Origin of the sequence: Amycolatopsis acidicola, from assembly GCF_007713735.2 — a bacterium.
Taxonomy (GTDB): domain Bacteria; phylum Actinomycetota; class Actinomycetes; order Mycobacteriales; family Pseudonocardiaceae; genus Amycolatopsis_E; species Amycolatopsis_E acidicola.
The window spans coordinates 49,596-68,634 of the sequence record NZ_VMNW02000014.1 but is presented as its reverse complement, the minus strand read 5'-3'; the positions used below and the strand labels follow the sequence as shown (position 1 = coordinate 68,634).

General features: G+C 68.5%; 19 protein-coding genes. 2 read left to right on the top strand and 17 right to left on the bottom strand.

Going from position 1 to position 19,039, the window contains the following annotated elements; all coding sequences use genetic code 11:
• Positions 1 to 77: 77 nt before the first annotated feature.
• A complete protein-coding gene (murA, locus tag FPZ12_RS12535; RefSeq protein WP_144747265.1) occupies positions 78 to 1,352 on the bottom strand; it encodes a UDP-N-acetylglucosamine 1-carboxyvinyltransferase in 1,275 nt (424 codons plus the stop codon).
• 142 nt (positions 1,353 to 1,494) lie between these two features.
• Here murA and FPZ12_RS12530 point away from each other — a divergent pair, with 142 nt between their 5' ends.
• The gene (locus FPZ12_RS12530; protein WP_243769811.1) at positions 1,495 to 3,009 is read left to right on the top strand and encodes an insulinase family protein; all 1,515 of its coding nucleotides are present in this window, start codon (positions 1,495 to 1,497) and stop codon (positions 3,007 to 3,009) included.
• A gap of 9 nt (positions 3,010 to 3,018) precedes the next feature.
• On the top strand, positions 3,019 to 3,594 hold the full coding sequence (locus FPZ12_RS12525; RefSeq protein ID WP_144747266.1) for a cob(I)yrinic acid a,c-diamide adenosyltransferase: 576 nt from the start codon (positions 3,019 to 3,021) through the stop codon (positions 3,592 to 3,594).
• A 44-nt stretch (positions 3,595 to 3,638) separates the two neighbouring features.
• On the opposite strand, the gene FPZ12_RS12520 is transcribed toward FPZ12_RS12525, so the two are convergent.
• From FPZ12_RS12520 to rho, 16 genes are all read right to left on the bottom strand, one after another.
• Positions 3,639 to 4,073, bottom strand: coding sequence for a DUF2550 domain-containing protein (locus tag FPZ12_RS12520; protein WP_144747267.1), 435 nt, complete (start codon positions 4,071 to 4,073; stop codon positions 3,639 to 3,641).
• A gap of 25 nt (positions 4,074 to 4,098) precedes the next feature.
• The gene (locus FPZ12_RS12515; RefSeq protein WP_144747268.1) at positions 4,099 to 4,464 is read right to left on the bottom strand and encodes a F0F1 ATP synthase subunit epsilon; all 366 of its coding nucleotides are present in this window, start codon (positions 4,462 to 4,464) and stop codon (positions 4,099 to 4,101) included.
• 215 nt (positions 4,465 to 4,679) lie between these two features.
• Complete coding sequence (gene atpD / locus FPZ12_RS12510; protein ID WP_144747270.1) at positions 4,680 to 6,104, bottom strand: F0F1 ATP synthase subunit beta; 1,425 nt, start codon at positions 6,102 to 6,104, stop codon at positions 4,680 to 4,682.
• Positions 6,105 to 7,049: a F0F1 ATP synthase subunit gamma gene (locus FPZ12_RS12505; RefSeq protein WP_144747272.1), complete on the bottom strand. Its 945-nt coding sequence runs from the start codon at positions 7,047 to 7,049 to the stop codon at positions 6,105 to 6,107.
• A gap of 10 nt (positions 7,050 to 7,059) precedes the next feature.
• On the bottom strand, positions 7,060 to 8,703 hold the full coding sequence (atpA, locus tag FPZ12_RS12500) for a F0F1 ATP synthase subunit alpha (RefSeq protein ID WP_144747273.1): 1,644 nt from the start codon (positions 8,701 to 8,703) through the stop codon (positions 7,060 to 7,062).
• 49 nt (positions 8,704 to 8,752) lie between these two features.
• On the bottom strand, positions 8,753 to 9,583 hold the full coding sequence (locus FPZ12_RS12495; RefSeq protein ID WP_144747275.1) for a F0F1 ATP synthase subunit delta: 831 nt from the start codon (positions 9,581 to 9,583) through the stop codon (positions 8,753 to 8,755).
• 8 nt (positions 9,584 to 9,591) lie between these two features.
• A complete protein-coding gene (locus FPZ12_RS12490; RefSeq protein WP_144747276.1) occupies positions 9,592 to 10,137 on the bottom strand; it encodes a F0F1 ATP synthase subunit B in 546 nt (181 codons plus the stop codon).
• Between the two features lie 29 nt (positions 10,138 to 10,166).
• Positions 10,167 to 10,424, bottom strand: a complete 258-nt coding sequence (locus tag FPZ12_RS12485; RefSeq protein WP_144747278.1) for an ATP synthase subunit c family protein — start codon at positions 10,422 to 10,424, stop codon at positions 10,167 to 10,169.
• Positions 10,425 to 10,494: 70 nt separating this feature from the next.
• Positions 10,495 to 11,277 carry a F0F1 ATP synthase subunit A gene (gene atpB, locus FPZ12_RS12480; protein WP_144747280.1) on the bottom strand — a complete coding sequence of 261 codons (783 nt, stop codon included), beginning with the start codon at positions 11,275 to 11,277 and terminating at the stop codon, positions 10,495 to 10,497.
• Between the two features lie 338 nt (positions 11,278 to 11,615).
• Positions 11,616 to 12,053: a Cg1360 family ATP-synthase-associated protein gene (locus tag FPZ12_RS12475; protein WP_144747282.1), complete on the bottom strand. Its 438-nt coding sequence runs from the start codon at positions 12,051 to 12,053 to the stop codon at positions 11,616 to 11,618.
• A gap of 88 nt (positions 12,054 to 12,141) precedes the next feature.
• Positions 12,142 to 13,305 (bottom strand): glycosyltransferase family 4 protein, encoded by a 1,164-nt coding sequence (locus FPZ12_RS12470; protein ID WP_144747284.1) that lies wholly within the window; start codon positions 13,303 to 13,305, stop codon positions 12,142 to 12,144.
• Positions 13,305 to 13,955: an L-threonylcarbamoyladenylate synthase gene (locus tag FPZ12_RS12465; protein ID WP_144747285.1), complete on the bottom strand. Its 651-nt coding sequence runs from the start codon at positions 13,953 to 13,955 to the stop codon at positions 13,305 to 13,307. The genes FPZ12_RS12470 and FPZ12_RS12465 overlap by 1 nt, the downstream gene beginning before the upstream one ends.
• A gap of 100 nt (positions 13,956 to 14,055) precedes the next feature.
• The gene (gene prmC / locus FPZ12_RS12460) at positions 14,056 to 14,919 is read right to left on the bottom strand and encodes a peptide chain release factor N(5)-glutamine methyltransferase (RefSeq protein WP_144747286.1); all 864 of its coding nucleotides are present in this window, start codon (positions 14,917 to 14,919) and stop codon (positions 14,056 to 14,058) included.
• Positions 14,920 to 15,115: 196 nt separating this feature from the next.
• Complete coding sequence (gene prfA / locus FPZ12_RS12455) at positions 15,116 to 16,189, bottom strand: peptide chain release factor 1 (RefSeq protein WP_144747288.1); 1,074 nt, start codon at positions 16,187 to 16,189, stop codon at positions 15,116 to 15,118.
• A gap of 183 nt (positions 16,190 to 16,372) precedes the next feature.
• Complete coding sequence (gene rpmE / locus FPZ12_RS12450; RefSeq protein WP_144747289.1) at positions 16,373 to 16,600, bottom strand: 50S ribosomal protein L31; 228 nt, start codon at positions 16,598 to 16,600, stop codon at positions 16,373 to 16,375.
• A gap of 257 nt (positions 16,601 to 16,857) precedes the next feature.
• A complete protein-coding gene (rho, locus tag FPZ12_RS12445; RefSeq protein WP_208025834.1) occupies positions 16,858 to 18,825 on the bottom strand; it encodes a transcription termination factor Rho in 1,968 nt (655 codons plus the stop codon).
• Between the last annotated feature and the right edge of the window lie 214 nt (positions 18,826 to 19,039).

The following is a 19,039-nucleotide window of genomic DNA, read 5'->3' as shown; positions in this document are numbered from 1 at the left end:
AAACCTCGAGATCGTTCCCAGAGCATACCTTCCCTGGCCTGGGTCCCGGAGGTGAAAGGGGTGGCGGTCCGCCGCGGTCAGGCGCGCTCCGGCTCCCCCGTCACGCGCTCGATCCGCGCGCCGAGCCGGTTCAGGTTCTCCACGAAATGCGGATAACCGCGGTCGATGTGGAAGACGTCCCAGATCTCGGTGACCCCGTCCGCGCACAACCCCGCCAGCACGAGCCCCGCGCCCGCCCGGATGTCCGACGCCCACACCGGCGCGCTCGACAGCGTAGGCACTCCGCGCACCACCGCGTGATGCCCGTCCGTGCGCGCGTCGGCGCCGAGGCGGACCATCTCTTCGATGAACCGGAACCGCGCCTCGTAGACGTTTTCGGTGATCATCGACGTGCCCTCGGACACCGAGGACAGCGCCACGGCGAACGGCTGCAGATCCGTGGCGAACCCGGGGTACGGCAGCGTCACGAAGTCCACCGCCTTCGGCCGGTCCTCCTGCACGACCCGGAAACCCTTGTCGTCCAAGGAAGTCACCTCGGCACCGGCCAGCCGGAGCTTGTCCAGCACCAGATCGAGGTGATGCGGGTTGACCCCGTTCACCGTGACGTCGCCGCGGGTCATCGCCGCCGCGAACGCCCACGTGGCACCGACGATCCGGTCGCCGATCACGCGATGTTCGGTGGGGTGCAAGGATTCCACGCCGTGCACGGTCAGCGTCGACGTGCCGGCGCCCTCGATCTTCGCGCCCATTTCGATGAGCATCGTGCAGATGTCGGCGATCTCGGGCTCGCGCGCGGCGTTGTCGATCACCGTGGTGCCGTCGGCGAGCACGGCGGCCATCAGGATGTTCTCCGTCGCGCCGACGCTCGGGAAGTCCAGCCAGATCTGCGCGCCGACGAGCTCGTCCGCCTTGGCCACCACGCAGCCGTGCTCGATGGTGCTCGTCGCGCCGAGCGCGCGCAGGCCGTTCTGGTGCATGTCCAGCGGCCGCGAACCGATCGCGTCGCCACCGGGCAGCGCCACCACGGCGCGCTTCAGCCTGCCGACGAGCGGGCCGAGCACGCACACCGACGCCCGCAGCTTGCCCATCGCGGGTGAGTCCGCGCGGTGCGACAGCTCGGACGGAGTGGTGATGTGGACGGTGTCGTCCTTCAGGTCCACCTCGCAGCCGACACTGCGCAGCACGTCGGCCATCAGCGGGACATCGAGGATCTGCGGGCAGTTGGTGACGGTCGTCGTGCCCTCGGCGAGCAGCGCCGCCGCCATCAGCTTGAGGACGCTGTTCTTGGCGCCGACGACCTCGACCTCACCGGTCAGCCGGGCGCCACCATGCACGTCGAAGTGCTCGCTCATGGCCGCCATCATGCCTTCCGGGGTGCCTGCCCGATCGGTGGGGCAGGCGATAAGGAAGGGCGGGCCCAATCCGGCGAAAGTGTGAAACACTACGCGCTCTCGGAGCGATACCTGCCTGCCGGATAACCCTCTTGGGGGAGCATTGAGCGAAATCGTGGCCCGTTCGTCGGTACCTCAGCTACCGGCCGTGCACCGCACGGAGGTCGATGGGATTCCGGCGTTCTGGAACACCCAGCCGGGCAGGCTTTCCGCGAGCCTGATCTTCGGTGTCGGCACGGCACACGAGACATTCCTCGAAACCGGTGTCACGCACCTCGTCGAGCATCTCGCGATGCATCCGCTGCGCACCAGCCGTTACGACAACGGTTCCGCCACCGAAATGCTGCACACCAGTTTCGAAGTGACCAGTGGCGCCGCGACCGTTTCCGATCACCTGCGCCGCATCTGCACCTCCCTGTCGCAGCTCGACACCGGCCCGCTCGTGACCGAACGCGGGGCGCTCGTCGCCGAAGAACGCGCGAGCGACGGCCTCGGCGTGACCACCTGGCTGCCCTCGTCGATCTGGTTCGGCAACCAGTCCTTCGGCCTCGCCGGGAACGTGCAGGTGGCGCCCGTCCGCGCGACCGCCGAACAGATCCGCGCCTGGGGCGCGCGCTGGTTCCACCGAGGCAACGCGGCGCTGGTGCTTTCCGGGCCACCGCCCGCCGACCTCTGGCTGCCGCTGCCCGAGGGACCCCCGCGGCAACCCCCGTCGTTCGGCCCGTTCGAGCTGCCCACCCCGGCGCAGACGGTGATCCCGAACGGCGTGGTCGCGTGCGCGCTCGTCGGCTGGACGGCCGAAATGGCTTGCGCGGTCGGCGTTCTCATCTCCCGCTTGACCGATCGCTTGCGGCAGCTGGACGGACTCGACTGCGAGATCGGTTTCGACCAGCAGCGCATCGACGAACACCGGACAGTGCTGGGTTTCGGCGCCGACGTACCCGACAAGCACGCGGGCAAGGTCGTCGAAGCGATCCGGGCCGAACTCCACGGGCTCGGCGAAAACGGCCCCACACCACAGGAACTGGCTGCCGATCGCGAAGGACTGGCCGTGCAGCTGGGCGAAGGCGAATTCGCCCAGTACTGCGCGTTCGACGAAGCACTCAGCGCGCTCACCGGCTGGACTTCCGCCGCCAAGCACCAGAACCAGATCCTCGACGGGCTCGACGCGAGTGAAGTTGCCGCCGCGGCAAGGGAATTGGCCGGGAAACTCGTACTGTGCGCGCCGCTCGGCCACGTACCGGAGGACCTGCCGGAACTGCCCGGCAGCCCCCTGCCCCCGACGTCCGGGCGCGAGCTGAAGCGGGCGCTCATCGGTTCGACCGTGCCGCGCGGGTTCCGGATCGTCGTCGGTGACGAAGGCGTTTCGGCGTTCTACGGCAACAGCACCGTCCCGGTCGCGGTCGTGCGCTACGACGACGCGGCTGGCGTCGGGATCGAGCACACGGACGGGCGGCTGCCGATCCTGCACCTGTTCGGCAGGCACGGCGGGCTCATCACCGTGCGCCCCGGCGACTGGCGCGGCGGCCGCGATCTGGTGCGGGAACTACGTGCCCGCTTCGATCCCGCGGTGTGTTTCGACGCTCCGGACGCCATGCGGCAGTTCGAGCAGTCCTAGTATCAACCAATGGCCGTAAGGATCAACCGCGTCTACACCAAGGTCGGCGACACCGGCACCACAGCACTCGGCGATGGCTCCAGGGTGCCGAAAACCGACCCGAGACTCGGCGCGTACGCCGACGTGGACGAGGCGAACTCGGTCATCGGGCTGGCGCTCGCGGTCGGCGGGCTGGACGAGGAGATCGGCGCCGTACTGCGCCGCGTCCAGAACGACCTCTTCGACGTCGGAGCGGACCTGTGCGCGCCTGTCGTGCCGGACCCGCCCTATCCCCCGCTGCGCATCACCGAGGCCTACATCGAGCGCCTCGAAGGCTGGTGCGACCAGTTCAACGAGCGCCTGCCCAAGCTGACGAGCTTCATCCTGCCCGGCGGTACCCCGGGCGCGGCGTTCCTGCACCAGGCCCGCACGGTCTCCCGCCGCGCCGAGCGCAGCGGCTGGGCGCTGGTGGAGGCCGACGCCGAGCGCACCAACGCGCTCGCGGTGAAGTACCTGAACCGGCTCTCGGACCTGCTGTTCATCCTCGCGCGCCTGGCCAACCCGGACGGCGACGTGCTCTGGCAACCCGGCGGCCCCGAGGCCTAGAGACGACGAAGGGGACCTCGATCCCGAGGTCCCCTGGCAAGTACTCAGCTGGCGCGTGGCAGCCGGCGTCCCGGTGGCGCCGACTCCAGCCAGGACAGGAAGCCCGTCAAAGCACCAGGCCCCATCGCTATCTCGATCGGCTCCCGGCCTTCGGACTCACATCTCAGCACGGTCGCGTCCGCGGGCACCGCGTACGCCTCCGTGCCCGCGGGGTCACGCCGGTCGGCGATCATCAGGCTTTCCCGCTCGAAGACGCGATCCGGGCCGATCCCGAGGCTCCACACGCGGTACCAGGCGAACACCTCGCCCTCGTACCGCCCGATGCCCAGATGCCAGCCCGCTCGCGTGTTGTCCGGCTTCCAGCGCAACGCGACGCTCACACCGCCGTTGCGGCGCATCCGCACCCAGCGCAGGCCGTACCAGACCGCGATGACCGCGAGCACGAGCAGGAGAACCAGGACAACCACGGCGATCTCCACGGCCGGCTCCCTGCTCGTCGCCCGGTCAGACCGACTGACCGGCCGCCCGCAGGCGAGCGGCTGCTCTCGCCCGTTCGGCCTCGTCCTCGCCGCCGAGCGCGGCCTTCGCCTCTTCGACGTCGATCTCGTCGGCCAGCTCCGCGGACTCGGCGAGCACGCTGACCCGCTCGTTCGTCACGGAGAGGAACCCGCCGTGTACGGCCGCGCAGAACGCGTCGCCGTCGGTGGTGATCACCTTGACGATGCCGCCCTCGACCAGCTGCCCCAGCACAGGCTCGTGACCGGGCATGATGCCGATCTCGCCCTCGGTGGTCTGGGCGACCACGAACGTGGCCTGACCGGACCAGAGGCGGCGCTCCACGGCGACAAGCTCGACGGAAATCTCAGCCACGTAGCTCTCCCATCACCTCGGGGCGTCTCCCGAGTCTACTGCGTCGTCGATACCAATCCGATCGACAGTCACGGCTTTCAACCGAACGCAGGTCGGCCGCCGGTTGAGCGGGCTTGGCCTTCTTTTCGATCGGATTGGTATGGCCCGTACTCCAGTTACCGAAAACGGCGGGCGGAAGTCCACAGTGGACACCCGTCCCGCCGTCCTCGCCAACGTCACTTCTTGGTGATCTCGTTGTACTTCTTCTCGAGGTCGTCCAGACCACCGATACCCAGGAACGCCTGCTCCGGGTAGTGGTCGAACTCGCCCTTGGCGATCTTGTCGAACGCGTCGACCGTCTCCGAGACCGGCACCGTCGACCCCGGCTGGCCGGTGAACTGCTCGGCCACCAGCATGTTCTGCGAGAGGAAACGCTCGATACGGCGGGCCCGCTGCACCGTCAGCTTGTCCTCTTCGGACAGCTCGTCCATGCCGAGGATCGCGATGATGTCCTGCAGCTCCTTGTACTTCTGCAGGATCCGGATGACCTCCGAGGCCACGCGGTAGTGCTCCTCGCCGACGACCGCCGGGTCGAGGATCGTCGAGGTGGACGCGAGCGGGTCCACCGCGGGGAAGATGCCCTTCTGGAACACCGACCGGGAAAGCTCCGTGGTGGCGTCCAGGTGGGCGAACGTGGTGGCCGGGGCCGGGTCGGTGTAGTCGTCCGCCGGCACGTAGATCGCCTGCATCGAGGTGATCGAACGGCCCTTGGTCGAGGTGATCCGCTCCTGCAGCTCACCCATCTCGTCGGCCAGCGTCGGCTGGTAACCCACGGCCGAAGGCATCCGGCCCAGCAGGGTCGAGACCTCGGAACCGGCCTGGGTGAACCGGAAGATGTTGTCGATGAACAGCAGCACGTCCTGGTTCTGCACGTCGCGGAAGTACTCCGCCATCGTCAGCGCGGACAGCGCGACCCGCATACGGGTGCCCGGCGGCTCGTCCATCTGGCCGAACACGAGCGCGGTGTCGTTGATGACGCCGTCCTCGCTCATTTCCAGGAACAGGTCCGTGCCCTCACGGGTGCGCTCGCCGACACCGGCGAACACCGAGGTGCCACCGAAGTTCTTGGCGACACGGGTGATCATCTCCTTGATCAGCACCGTCTTGCCGACGCCGGCACCGCCGAACAGGCCGATCTTGCCACCCTGCACGTACGGGGTCAGCAGGTCGATGACCTTGAGACCGGTCTCCAGCACCTCGGTCTTGCCCTCGAGCTGGTCGAAGGCCGGGGGCTTGCGGTGGATGCCCCAGTGCTCGAGGTCCTTGCCGTAGCCGGGCTCGTCGAGGCAGTCGCCGAGCGCGTTGTAGACGTGCCCCTTGACCTTGTCGCCCACCGGGACCGAGATCGGCGCGCCGGTGTCGCGCACCTCGGCGCCGCGGACGAGACCGTCCTGCGGGGCGAGGGAGATCGTGCGGACCAGGTTGTCGCCGAGGTGCTGGGCGACCTCCAGCGTCACGGTCTTGCGCAGCTCGGCGAACTCGATGTCGACCTTGAGCGCGTTGTAGAGGTCGGGCACCGCGCCACGCGGGAACTCGACGTCGACGACGGGACCGGTTACGGAGACGATCCGCCCCTTGGTCTGCGTTTCAGTGGTGGTCATCTACTCATCACTTCCTACAGCGGCGAGCGCATCGGCCCCACCGACGATTTCGCTGATCTCCTGCGTGATCTGGGCCTGCCGCGCCTGGTTGGCCAGGCGGGTGTAGGTGTTGACCAGATCGTTGGCGTTGTCCGAGGCCGCTTTCATGGCCGTCCGCCGGGCGGCCAGCTCGGACGCGGCCGATTCCAGCAGCGCCGAGAAGATCCGCGTGTTGATGTACTTCGGCAGCAGGGCCGTCAGCAGCCGGTCCGCGCTGGGCTCGAACTCGTAGGCGGGGGTGATGTCGCCCGGCTTGGGCTCCGCACCCTCCTCGCTGTACTCGACCTCGAGCGGAGCGATCCGCTTGGCGGCCGGGGTCTGCGTGAGCATGGACTTGAACTCGGTGTACACGATGTGCACCTCGTCCACGCCCTCGATCCCGTCCGCGCCAGGCCCTTCGGCCGTGTCGTCCTGCCCGGCGAGGAACGCCTTGGTCAGCGTGTCCCCGGCCGTGGCCGCGTTCTCGTAGTGCGGCTGGTCGGAGAAGCCCGTCCAGCTGTCCACGATCTCGCGGCCGCGGAACCGGTAGTAGTTCACGCCCTTGCCGCCGATGACGTAGACCAAGGGCTGCTTGCCCTGCTCGCGGAGCAGGGAGAGCAGTTCCTCGGTGGCCCGCAGCACGTTGGTGTTGTAACCACCGCACAGGCCCTTGTCACTGGTGACCACCAGCACCGCCGCGCGCTTCGGGTTTTCCCGCTCGACGAGGAACGGGTCGTCCAGGCTCGCCGCCGCGCCCGCCAGCGCGGAGAGCACCTTGGTGATCTCCCCCGAGTACGGCCGGGATGCCTCGACCCGCGCCTGCGCGCGGCCGATGCGCGAGGTGGCGATGAGCTCCATCGCCTTGGTGATCTTTCCGATCGATTTCGTCGCCCGGATCTTGGCCCGGAGCTCGCGAAGCTGCGCCATGGTTATCCGGTCAGTTCTTCGGGGCGGGCTTGTTGACCTTCACGGTCTCCTGCCCGACCTTGTCGGCGTCCATCGCCTCGGCTTCGGCCTCGTTGGTCAGGGTCTGACCGCCGGAGGTGGTGAAGCCCCGCTTGAACTCGTTCGTGGCCGAGACGACCCGCTCGGCGAGCTCGTCGCCCCACTGCCCCTTGTCGCGGATCTCGGCGAGGATGTCGTCGTGCTTGTGGCGCAGGTTCTCCAGCAGCTCGTGGTTGAACCGGGCCACGTCCTCCACCGGCACGTCGTCGAAGTGCCCGTTGGTGCCGAGGTACACGGTGACGACCTGCTGCTCGACCGGGACCGGCGAGTACTGCGGCTGCTTGAGCACCTCGTACAGGCGGACACCGCGGTCCAGCTGGGCGCGCGAGGTCGGGTCGAGGTCGGAGGCGAAGGCCGCGAAGGCCTGCAGCTCCTGGTACTGCGACAGGTCGATCCGCAGCGAACCCGAGACCTTCTTCATCGCCTTGATCTGCGCGTCACCACCGACACGGGACACCGAGGTGGTCACGTCGACCGCCGGGCGCTGCCCCGAGTTGAACAGGTCCGACTGGAAGAAGCACTGCCCGTCGGTGATGGAGATGACGTTGGTGGGGATGTAGGCCGAGATGTCGTTGGCCTTGGTCTCGATGACCGGGAGACCGGTCAGGGAGCCGGCGCCCAGCTCGTCCGACAGCTTCGCGCACCGCTCGAGGAGCCGGGAGTGCAAGTAGAAGACGTCGCCGGGGAAGGCTTCGCGGCCCGGCGGGCGGCGCAGCAGCAGCGAGATCGCGCGGTAGGCGTCGGCCTGCTTCGACAGGTCGTCGAACACGATCAGGACGTGCTTGCCCTGGTACATCCAGTGCTGGCCGAGCGCCGAACCGGTGTACGGGGCCAGCCACTTGAAGCCGGCGGAGTCCGAAGCCGGTGCCGCGACGATCGTGGTGTACTCCAGCGCGCCCGCGTCCTCCAGCGACTTGCGCACACCGGCGATCGTGGAGCCCTTCTGGCCGACCGCGACGTAGATGCAGCGGACCTGCTTGGCCGGGTCGCCGCTCTCCCAGTTGGCCTTCTGGTTGATGATCGTGTCGACGCAGACCGCGGTCTTGCCGGTCTTGCGGTCACCGATGATCAGCTGGCGCTGGCCGCGGCCGATCGGCGTCATCGCGTCGATGGCGGTGATCCCGGTCTGCAGCGGCTCGGACACCGGCTGCCGCTCGACCACCGAAGCGGCCTGCAGCTCCAGCGCCCGGCGCTCGTCCGACTCGATGTCACCGAGGCCGTCGATCGGGGTGCCGAGGGGGTCGATGACCCGGCCGAGGAACTTCTCGCCGACCGGGATGGACAGGATCTGCCCGGTCCGCTTGACCTCCTGGCCCTCTTCGATCTTCTCGTAGTTACCCAGGATCACGACGCCGATCTGGCGCGGCTCCAGGTTCTGCGCGACGCCGAGGATGCCGCCGGGGAACTCCAGCAGCTCGTTCGCCATCGTGGAGGGCAGGCCCTCCACGTGGGCGACGCCGTCACCGGTGTCCACGACGGTGCCGACCTCTTCCCGGCTCACGTCGGGTGAGTAACTCGAGACGTAGTTCTCGATCGCGCTACGGATCTCGTCCGAGGAGATCGTCAGCTCCGCCATGTCGTTCCCGCTCTCGCTTCGTTCTTGCCAGTGTTCAAAGTCTTGTGGTTCACGCCAGCTGCCTGCGCAGCGCCGCGATCCGGCCGGCGGCACTGCCGTCGATGACCTCGTCACCGACACGGACGACCAGCCCGCCGCCGAGGCGGGGGTCGATCTCCACGTGCAGCGCGATCGGCCTGCCGTAGATGCCGTGCAACTTCTCGGCCAGCTGCTCCTGCTGCGGCTGCGACAGCGCGTTCGCGCTGGTCACGTAGGCCACGGAGCGCTGACGACGCTCCGCCGTCAGCTTGACCAGCCGGTCGAGCCCGAAGCCGACGCCACGGCCGACCTGCCGGGTGACCACCTGCTCGACGAGGGCCAGCGTCACGTCGCCGACCTTGCCCGCGAACAGGTTCCGCACCAGCTTTCGCTTGGCTTCGGCGGGCGCCGCCTGATCCGACAGCGCCTGGTCCAGCTCCGGCTCCCCCACCACGATACGGGCGATCCGGAACAATTCGTCCTCTACCATGTCCAGGTTCCCGGCCTTTTCCGCACTGGTCAACAGTGCCGACCGGCCCAGCGCCTCGAGCCCGTCCACGAGCTCGCGCGGGCTGGACCAGCGCAGGGCGACCGCGCGCTTGAGCACCCGAAGCGCGGATGCCGACACCTTGCCGTCGAACAGCGAGGTGACCAGGCGTTCACGAGCGTCCGGGTCGCTCGACCCGTCGCCCAGCGCCCGGCGCAGCCCGATCTCCCCGCTCAGCAGGGTGACCACGGACAGCAGCTCGGTGCCGATCGCGGCCGGGTCGGCCCCGGCCCCGCCGAGCACCTCGTCGAGCGTGGACTCGGCGGTGGCGAGCGCCTCGCGGCTGGCGGCGTGCAGTGTCGTCGCGGTTGTCATCCGGCCTTCTACTTCCCTGCTCCGTTACCGGTCCCGAGCTCGGCGAGGAAACGGTCGACCGTGCCACGGCGGCGGGTCTCGTCCTCCAGGGACTCCCCGACGATCCGGCTGGCCAGCTCGACCGAGTTGCGGCCCAGCTCGTTGCGCAGCTCGGCGACGATCTGCGCCTTCTGCGCCTGCAGCGCGGCGTGGCCCTGCGCGATGATGCGCGCGGCCTCGTCCTGCGCCTCGGCGCGCAGCTCCTCCTTGATCCGCTCGGCTTCGAGCCGTGCGTCATCGCGGATCTTGGCCGCCTCGGTGTAGGCGTCGGCGAGCTGCGCCTTGTACTTGGCGTACGCCTCTTCGGCCTCGGCCTGTGCCTTCTCGGCCTTCTCGATGCCGCCCTCGATCTTGGCGGTCCGCTCCTCGTAGAGCTTCTCGAACCGCGGCACCGCGTACTTCTTCAGCAGCCACAGCAGGATCAGGAAGGCGACCAGGCCGAGGATGACCTCGCCCCAGTCGGGCAGCACCGGGTTCGGTGTGTCCTCCGCGGCGAGCAGGATCTGCGTTTTCACAACGACTCCTTCAGCGTTGAGCGGTTAACTCAGGCAGCGGAGGCGATGAAGTAGATGACCAGACCCAGCAGCGCGAGCACCTCGGTAAGCACGAACGTGGTCCACGCGATACCCATCAGCTTGCCCTGCGCCTCCGGCTGCCGGGCGGTGCCGTTGATGACCGCGGCCCAGATCAGACCCACACCGATACCGGGGCCGATGGCGCCGAGGCCGTAACCGATGGCAGCGAGGCCCGGGTTGAGGTTCACCGCGGATTCGGCCGCCTGCGCAAGAACGATGTTGCTCACTTGGTATATCCCTTTCCAGTCGGTCCGCGTACTCCGCGGATCGGGGGCTTGCGGTTGTGGTGGTCTTCTATCAGTGCTCTTCGGCCAGTGCCGCGCCGATGTAGTTCGCCGAGAGGATGGCGAACACGTAGGCCTGGATGACCTGGATCAGCGCCTCGACGCCCGTCATCAGCAGCGCGAAGAGGAACGACACGACCGAAACCGGCTTGAACACGCCGCTCGCGTGCAGCAGCAGGAACTCACCGGCCACGGTGAACACCATGAGGATGAGGTGTCCGGCGAACATGGCGGCGAAAACCCGGATCGCGAGCGTGATCGGGTTCATGATGAACTTCTGGATGAACTCGATCGGCGTCAGCAGCAGGTAGACCGCCTTGGGCGCGCCCGGCGGGAAAAGCTGGTGCTTGAGGTAGCCGCCGACGCCGTGGCGCTTCATCCCCACGAAGTGGTACACGGGGTAGACCACCAGCACCGAGAGCGCGACCGGGAAACCGATGTGCGCCATCGTCGGGAACTGGAGGAACGGGATGATCCCGAACAGGTTGTTCACCAGTATGAAGGTGAACAGCGACAGGACCAGCGGGATGAAGGGTTTGAAGTCCTTCGAACCGATCTGCTCGCGCGCGATGTTGTTGCGCCCGAAGTCGTAGACGGACTCGGCGGCGAACTGCCACCTGCCCGGCACGATGCTCAGCTTGCGCGAGCTGATCAGGAAGAACGCGGCGACGATGATGACCGACAAGACGACCAGGATCATCGGCTTGGTGACAAAGCCGAAGATCGGCGGCAGGTCGAAATCTGCGGCGCCAGGGGGCGTGAAAGTGTCACCCTCGGCTACTAGCAGCGCGCCCAACTGGGCTCCTTCCGGTTCTCCCGGCCGGCGTTCACTCCGCCGGGGGAATCGTCACGATCTGGACTTAACGTACCCGATACGTTTCGGGCAGTTGGAAGCGGCTCCCCAGGGTGAACCAGGGGTGAACACTCAGCCACGGGGAAATTCGGCGTTAGATCTCCGAGAACGGTCCGGCCGACCACTGCCCCGTGGCTCCTCGTCTCGATCGCCACAGTGCTGGTCGGGGTTCCGCCATCGGGAGCGCGGCCGATATTCCGCCTCCACATCGCGGACGATACCAGCCGGTTTTTCGACACCGTACGGCCGTACTCCTTAACCGGTTCCGGTATCGATGCCCCCTAGTCCGCGGAGGGAATGATGGTCGGGATCTTGGTCTTCTTGAAGGCCGTGAACTCCGCCGCGGCCCACACGAGAATGACCGCCAGCATCGTCAGCGCAAGCGCTTTCGGGTGGAAGAAGTGCACGCCACGCAACAACATCATCACGCCGAGCAACACGAGGACCTTGAAGATGTAGCCGCCGAGCGCGACGGCCATGACGGCCATCGGCTCCATCGCGGAGGTCTTGCGCATCATCCACAGCGTGGCCAGCGATGAGGCGAACGCCACGATGCCGCCGGCGATCGCGCCCAGCAGCCCGGGCACGCCGACCCAGAACCACGAAACGACCGCGCCGACGACGACCGTCGCGACTCCCGGCCACAGCGCGAACCGGAACATGGCGTCGGCCAGCCGCAGCACGGACTGGGCGTGGGGGTTTTCGGTCTGCTCGGTCATGCGGCCTCCTTGTCGGACACGGCGAGCCGCGGCAGCGTTTCCGCGTCGGCAGGCATGGTGCTCGATTGTTCGGACCTGCAAGCAGTCCTCACGACACTCCCTGCTGGTTCCTCGACCTCAGTCTAGGGATGACCGAAACGAGAGCCGCGAGCACCAGTCCGAGCCCGATCACCCAGAGCACCGCCGCCGTATCGAACAGCGTGAGTGAAACGGCGCCGAAACCGAGCAGCCCGGCCCACAGATAAATGAGCAGCACGGCCCGCCGCTGCGAATGCCCGATCTCCAGCAACCGGTGGTGCAGGTGCATCTTGTCCGCCGCGAACGGGCTCTCGCCGCGGCGGGTGCGGCGGATGACCGCCATCACGAGGTCCAGCATCGGGAGGAACAGCACCGCGACGACGACCAGCAGCGGGGACAGCAGCGCCAGCGCGTCCGAACCGCCGAAGCGGACGTAGGAGATCTTGCCCGAGGCGGAGGTGGTGGCCCCGGCCAGCATCAGGCCGATCAGCATCGACCCGGAGTCGCCCATGAAGATCTTCGCGGGCTGGAAGTTGTGCGGCAGGAAGCCGAGACAGGCCCCGGCGAGCGTCGCGGCGATCAGCGCGGGCGGGTACGCGCCGACGTCGCCGCCGGAGGAGTTGAGCAGGCCGAGGGAGAACGCGCACGTGGCGGCCGCGGCGATGAAGCCCAGCCCGGCCGCGAGCCCGTCCAGCCCGTCGACGAAGTTCATCCCGTTGACCAGCAGCACCACCAGCAGCACCACGAGCAGGCTGCCCTGGTTGCTGTCCAGGATGACGACCGAGCCGAGCGCGTCCCCGTTACCGCTCCACGGCACCCAGAACACGTTCCACTGCACGCCGAAGATCACCAGCAGCCCCGCGCACAGCACCTGGCCGGCGAGCTTGGTCCACGCGTCGATCTCGAACCGGTCGTCGACCGCGCCGATGAGCACGATCACCAAACCGCCGATGAGCACGCCGACCGGGTCGAGCGAGTACTCGAACGCGCGGCGCAGCACGGGCAGCTGGTGCGCCATCGCCATCCCGCCCGCGACGCCGAGGTACATCGCGATGCCGCCCATCCGCGGGATCGGGATGACGTGCACGTCGCGGGCACGGGGGTTGGCGATCGCGCCCGCGCGGATGGCGAAGCGCCGCACGAGACCGGTGAGCAGGTAGGTCAGGGTCGCCGAGATGAGCCCGACGAGGATGTACTCCCTGATCGGGAGACCGGCAGTCGTGATCGGAGTCATCAGGAAGGGGCTGTCACCGGTACGCCGAGTACTTCGGAGATCTCCCCCGCGCTGACCGCGCCTTCGCGCAACAGCACGGGTTCGCTCGCCGTGAGGTCCACGATGCTGGAGGGCCGCGCGTTCTCGATCGGACCGCCGTCGAGGTACACCGACACGGACTCGCCGAGCTGCTCCTGCGCGTCCCGCGCGTTGGCCGCCGGCGGTTTCCCGGAGACGTTCGCGCTGGAGACGGCCATCGGGCCGACCTCGCGCAGCAGCTCCAGCGCCACCGGGTGCAGCGGCATCCGCAGCATCACGGTGCCGCGCGTGGTGCCGAGATCCCACTGGAGGCTCGGCGCGTGCGGCAGCACGATGGACAGGTCGCCCGGCCAGAAGGCTTCGATCAGGGCTCTCGCCTGCGGCGGTGTCCCGAGCACCAGACCGTCCACTGTGGACCAGGAACCGACGAGGACGCCGACCGGCATGTCCGGGCCGCGGTTCTTCGCGCGCAGCAGCGCGCGCACCGCCCCGGCGTCGAACGCGTCCGCGCCGATGCCGTACACCGTGTCGGTCGGCAACACGACCAGGCGGCTGGAACGCACCGCTCCGGCGGCCGCCGCCAGCCCGTCCGCCCGCGAATCCGGGCGGCTGCAGTCGTACACCGCACTCATGCCCGCGAGCTTATCGCCGACGCCGCCCGGCGTTTCGGCGCCCTATGTGCCCTCCCGGACACGGCGCGAAGCAAGGGACGAAACGGCTTTCCCCTTGCGATCAGGTCCGGCGCGCGGTGACGAACCGGGGACGCCCTGCCAGGTCCTTGTGGTCGCGGACGTCGGTCAGCACCTTGCGCGACGCGACGACCGCGGGCGCGGCGGCGCCGTGGGAATCGTCGTGCTCGATCGCCATCCCGCCGCCCGGCTTGAGCAACCGCGCCGCCGTGGCCACCGCCTGGCGGATGACGGCGAGGCCCGCCTCGGCGGCGAACACCGCCTGCGCCGGGTCGTAGTCGATCACCTCGGGCGGCAGCTCCCCGCCCGGCGGGACGTACGGCGGGTTGCAGACGACCAGATCCACCAAGCCATCCAGCTCGGCGAAGATCGTGCCGTCGCCGACGTCACCGGAGTACAGCCTGATCGGTGTGTCCCCCGCCGCGGCGCGGGCGTCGGCGTTGTGCCGGGCCCACGCCAGCGCGTTCGCGTCGATGTCCACGGCGTAGACCACCGCGTCCGGCACCGCGTGCGCGATGGCCAGCGCGAGCGCGCCCGAGCCGGTGCACAGGTCCACGACCACCGGGTACTCGCGGCCCTTGAGCAGCTGAACGCCCCATTCGAGGAGCAGTTCCGTCTCCGGGCGCGGGATGAACACGCCGGGCCCGACGTTCACGGTGATGTCGCCGAGCGCGGCCCAGCCCGTCAGATGCTGGAGCGGAACGCGTTTCGCGCGCTGGGACACGAGCTGCCCGATGGCCTCGACCACCGGCGGGTCGACGAGCGGGATCAGCGGCAGCCTGCCGCGCTCCACGCCCAGTACATGGGCGGCAAGCAGCTCGGCGTCGGTCCTTGGCGACGCGACGCCGGCTTCGTCCAGGATCCTGGTCGCCTCGAGGATGGCCAGGCGCAAGGGTTGCCGCTTCACTCTGCTAACTCTGGCACAGGGGCCATTACATCGTGGGGACGTATGCCGCAACCGCACCGCGAGTCTCCTTTGGACGCACTCGCGCCGCGGGTTTTTCCCGCGAACCGGACACGCGCGGCCAACACACCAACGGGAGCGGCAAACACGCCGACGGGAAGGGCAAATTCGCCGACGGGAGCGGCAAACACGGATTCGGTCAGCTGGCACCGGCCTCGGCGAGCCGTTCCTCGCGGTCGGCGTTGACGAGCGCGTCGAGCACCCCGTCGAGGTCGCCGTCGAGGACCTGGTCGAGGTTGTAGGCCTTGTAGTTCACCCGGTGGTCGGAGATCCGGTTCTCCGGGAAGTTGTAGGTGCGCACCCGCTCGGACCTGTCCACGGTGCGGACCTGCGAACGACGGGCGTCGGCGGCCTTGCTCGCCGCCTCTTCCTCCGCCATCGCCTGCAACCGCGCCTGCAGCACCTGGATCGCGCGGGCACGGTTCTGGATCTGCGACTTCTCGTTCTGGCAGGACACCACGATCCCCGTGGGCAGGTGCGTGATGCGCACCGCCGAGTCGGTGGTGTTCACGCTCTGCCCGCCTGGACCGGACGACCGGAACACGTCGATGCGCAGGTCGTTCGGGTCGATCTCGACCTCGACCTCCTCCGGCTCGGGATAGATCAGCACGCCCGCGGCGGAGGTGTGGATACGGCCCTGCGACTCCGTGGCGGGCACGCGCTGCACGCGGTGCACACCGCCCTCGAACTTGAGCCGGGCCCACACGCCTTCGGGGTCGCTGCTCTTGCTCTTCACCGACACCGTGACGTCCTTGTAGCCGCCAAGGTCCGAATCGACCGAGTCGAGCACTTCGGCCTTCCAGCCGTGCCGCTCGGCGTAACGCAGGTACATGCGCAGGAGGTCACCGGCGAACAGCGCCGACTCCTCGCCGCCCTCCCCCGACTTGATTTCCATCACGACGTCCGAGCCGTCGTACGGGTCGCGCGGGAGCAGCAGTTCGGTGAGCTTGGCCTCGAGCGCGGGGATGCGGGCACCGATTTCCTGTGCCTCGGCGGCGAAAGCCGCGTCCTCGTGCGCGAGTTCCTGTGCCGCGGCAAGGTCTTCGCGGGCTGAGTCGAGCTCACCGATCGCCTTCACCACCGGGGTCAGCTCGGCGTACCGCCGGCCGAGTTTGCGCGCGCGGCCCTGATCGGCGTGCACCGCCGGGTCCGCGAGCTGGCGCTCCAGCCCGGCGTACTCGTCGAGCAGTCCGTGCAGTGACGACGAATCCACCCTGTTGCTCCCGTTTCGAGAAAACCTGGACACACTGTCGTTGATTGCCAATCCGACGGCAGCCACGGCGGAACGGGTTCCTGCGAGCAGGTCGGCCGCAGCCCGTATCCGCCTGCTTTCGGCCGGACCGGCAAAAAAAGCGGCGCCCGCTCCCCGGGTGGGATGCGGGCGCCGTCGAGCAAGCTACTTGGCGTCGGCCTTCTTCTGCCGCTTGCCGTAGCGCGCCTCGAAGCGCGCGACCCGGCCACCGGTGTCCAGGATCTTCTGCTTGCCCGTGTAGAACGGGTGGCAGTTGGAGCAGATCTCCACGTGGATCTGGCCGTCGGCCTTGGTGCTGTGCGTGGTGAAAGTGTTGCCGCAACCACAGGTGACCGTGGTCTCGACGTACTCGGGGTGAATACCGCTCTTCATGGGGTCCTCTCTCTTGGCCGCCGGGTCCTCGTCTGAGGTGAACCGGAGCCGGACTTCAGCGGATCGATTCTGCCAGATCGACTGACACTCGCGACAACGCACCCCGGCCACCGGGTATTCCGGGGCCGGGGTACCTGCCGGTGGGGGTCCGGGGCGTGCCCCCGGCCGGGGTCTGGGGGTTGGACCCCCAGAAAACACCTGGCGTCGGGGCTGCGGCGAAGCGCCCTGCGCGAGCAGGGCGCAGCCGCATCCGCACGTCAGTCTTCCTCTTGGCCCAACGTCGTCTTCGACATCTGCATGAGGAATTCGATGTTGGTCTTCGTCTTGCGGAGCCGGGACAGCAGCAGGTCGATCGCCTGCTGGGAGTCCAGCGCCGAGAGGACGCGGTGCAGCCGGTGGTGGATCGCCAGCTCGTCCGGCGAGAGCAGCAGCTCTTCCTTACGGGTGCCGGAGGGGTTGATGTCCACGGCCGGGAACACCCGGCGCTCGGCGATCTTGCGGTCCAGCTTGAGCTCCGCGTTACCGGTGCCCTTGAACTCCTCGAAGATCACCGTGTCACCGGTGGACCCGGTCTCCACCATCGCCGTGGCGAAGATGGTCAGCGAGCCGCCGTTCTCGATGTTGCGTGCCGCGCCGAGGAAACGCTTCGGCGGGAACAGCGCCGTCGAGTCGACACCACCGGAGAGGATCCGGCCGGACGCCGGGGCCGCGAGGTTGTACGCGCGGCCGAGGCGGGTGATCGAGTCGAGCAGGACCACCACGTCCATGCCCATCTCCACGAGCCGCTTGGCCCGCTCGATGGACAGTTCGGCGACCGAGGTGTGGTCCGACGGCGGGCGGTCGAAGGTGGAGGCGATGACCTCGCCCTTCACCGACCGCTGCATGTCGGTGACCTCTTCCGGCCGCTCGTCCACGAGCACGACCATCAGGTGGCACTCGGGGTTGTTCGTGGTGATCGCGTTCGCGACGTCCTGCATGATCGTGGTCTTACCGGCCTTGGGCGGCGACACGATCAGCGCGCGCTGCCCCTTGCCGACCGGCATCACCAGGTCGATCACGCGGGTGGTCAGCTTGTGGGACTCGGTCTCCAGGCGGAGCCGCTCGTTGGGGTAGAGCGGGGTCAGCTTGGTGAACTCGGGCCGCTTCTTCGCCGCGTCCGGCTCGAGGCCGTTGATCGTGTCCACCCGCACCAGCGGGTTGAACTTCTGCCGCTGCTGCTCGCCTTCGCGCGGCTGCTTGACGACGCCGGTGATGGCGTCCCCGCGCCGAAGGTTGTACTTGCGCACCAGCGACAGCGAGACGTACACGTCGTTCGGCCCGGCGAGGTAGCCCGAGGTGCGGACGAACGCGTAGTTGTCCAGCACGTCGAGGATGCCGGCGACCGGGAGCAGGACGTCGTCCTCGCGGATCTCGGTGTCGGTGCCGCCACCGCCACCCTCGCCGCGGCCACCGCGACGGCGGCGGTCCCGGAACCGGCGGCCGCGACGGCCGCCCTCGTCGTCGTCATCGTTGTTGTTGCGGGGGTTGTTGTTCCCGCCGTTGTTGCGCTGCTGGTTCTGCGACTGGTTGCCGCCGCCCTGCTGGCGCCGCCCTTCACGCTGCTCGCCACCGTCACGCTGGCCACCGTCACGACCGCCGTCGCGCTGGCCGCCCTCACGCTGCTGGCCGCTCTCGCGCTGGCCACCGTCACGCTGCTGCTGGCCCTGCTGCTGGCCGCCGTCCGGGCTGCCCGCGGAACGGCTGGAGCTGCGGCGACGACGGCTGCCCCCTTCACGGCGACCTCCCTCTTCACCACCCTGCGGCGTGTCTTCGGCCTGGCGCTCGGCCGTCTCGGCCTGCGGCGCCTTTTCGGCCGGGCGCGCGGCCGGCTGCTCGGCAGGCTTCTCCACGGCCTTCTCCCGCTTCTCGGCGGGCGCGGCGGCCTTCTTCTCCGGCGCCGGAGCGACGCCGTCGAACGGGAGCGTGTCGCCGGACGGTGCCGCCGCGCGCTTGCGGGGGCTCTTGCCCTGACGCTCGCGGATCGCGGCGATCAGATCGCCCTTGCGCATGCCCTTGGTGTCCCCGACGCCCAGTTCCGCCGCGAGTTCCCGCAGGTCAGCGATCACCATGCCGGACAGGCCGCCACTGCGGCGCTTGGCGGTGGTGCCGTTCGACTGGGTCGCCGACTCCGCGACCGGAGCGGCCTGGGCATCCAGGTCACCGCTCAAAAGATCGGTGTTGCTCACACATGTCCTTCCTGACCGATCCACGCCTCCAGGTGGATCAGCGGACTACCGCCCGCGTCTGATCGCGCAGCGGTGTTTCGTACCTCCGGATGCGGCTTTTCCGGCTTGACACCGCAGGTCACAGCGGCGGAGCCGCCACACGGAGGGTTGCATGCCCCACGCGGGACACACTGAATTCGCCACCGCGGCTACCGGAAACCCGCCTGAGGTCAAT

Excerpts from the sequence above, each read along its gene's own strand:
- murA (WP_144747265.1), bottom strand. The coding sequence starts at position 1,352 with ATGAGCGAGCACTTCGACGTGCATGGTGGCGCCCGGCTGACCGGTGAG.
- FPZ12_RS12525 (WP_144747266.1), top strand. The coding sequence starts at position 3,019 with ATGGCCGTAAGGATCAACCGCGTCTACACCAAGGTCGGCGACACCGGC.
- atpD (WP_144747270.1), bottom strand. The coding sequence starts at position 6,104 with ATGACCACCACTGAAACGCAGACCAAGGGGCGGATCGTCTCCGTAACC.
- FPZ12_RS12505 (WP_144747272.1), bottom strand. The coding sequence starts at position 7,049 with ATGGCGCAGCTTCGCGAGCTCCGGGCCAAGATCCGGGCGACGAAATCG.
- atpA (WP_144747273.1), bottom strand. The coding sequence starts at position 8,703 with ATGGCGGAGCTGACGATCTCCTCGGACGAGATCCGTAGCGCGATCGAG.
- FPZ12_RS12495 (WP_144747275.1), bottom strand. The coding sequence starts at position 9,583 with ATGACAACCGCGACGACACTGCACGCCGCCAGCCGCGAGGCGCTCGCC.
- FPZ12_RS12475 (WP_144747282.1), bottom strand. The coding sequence starts at position 12,053 with ATGACCGAGCAGACCGAAAACCCCCACGCCCAGTCCGTGCTGCGGCTG.
- FPZ12_RS12470 (WP_144747284.1), bottom strand. The coding sequence starts at position 13,305 with ATGACTCCGATCACGACTGCCGGTCTCCCGATCAGGGAGTACATCCTC.
- FPZ12_RS12465 (WP_144747285.1), bottom strand. The coding sequence starts at position 13,955 with ATGAGTGCGGTGTACGACTGCAGCCGCCCGGATTCGCGGGCGGACGGG.
- rpmE (WP_144747289.1), bottom strand. The coding sequence starts at position 16,600 with ATGAAGAGCGGTATTCACCCCGAGTACGTCGAGACCACGGTCACCTGT.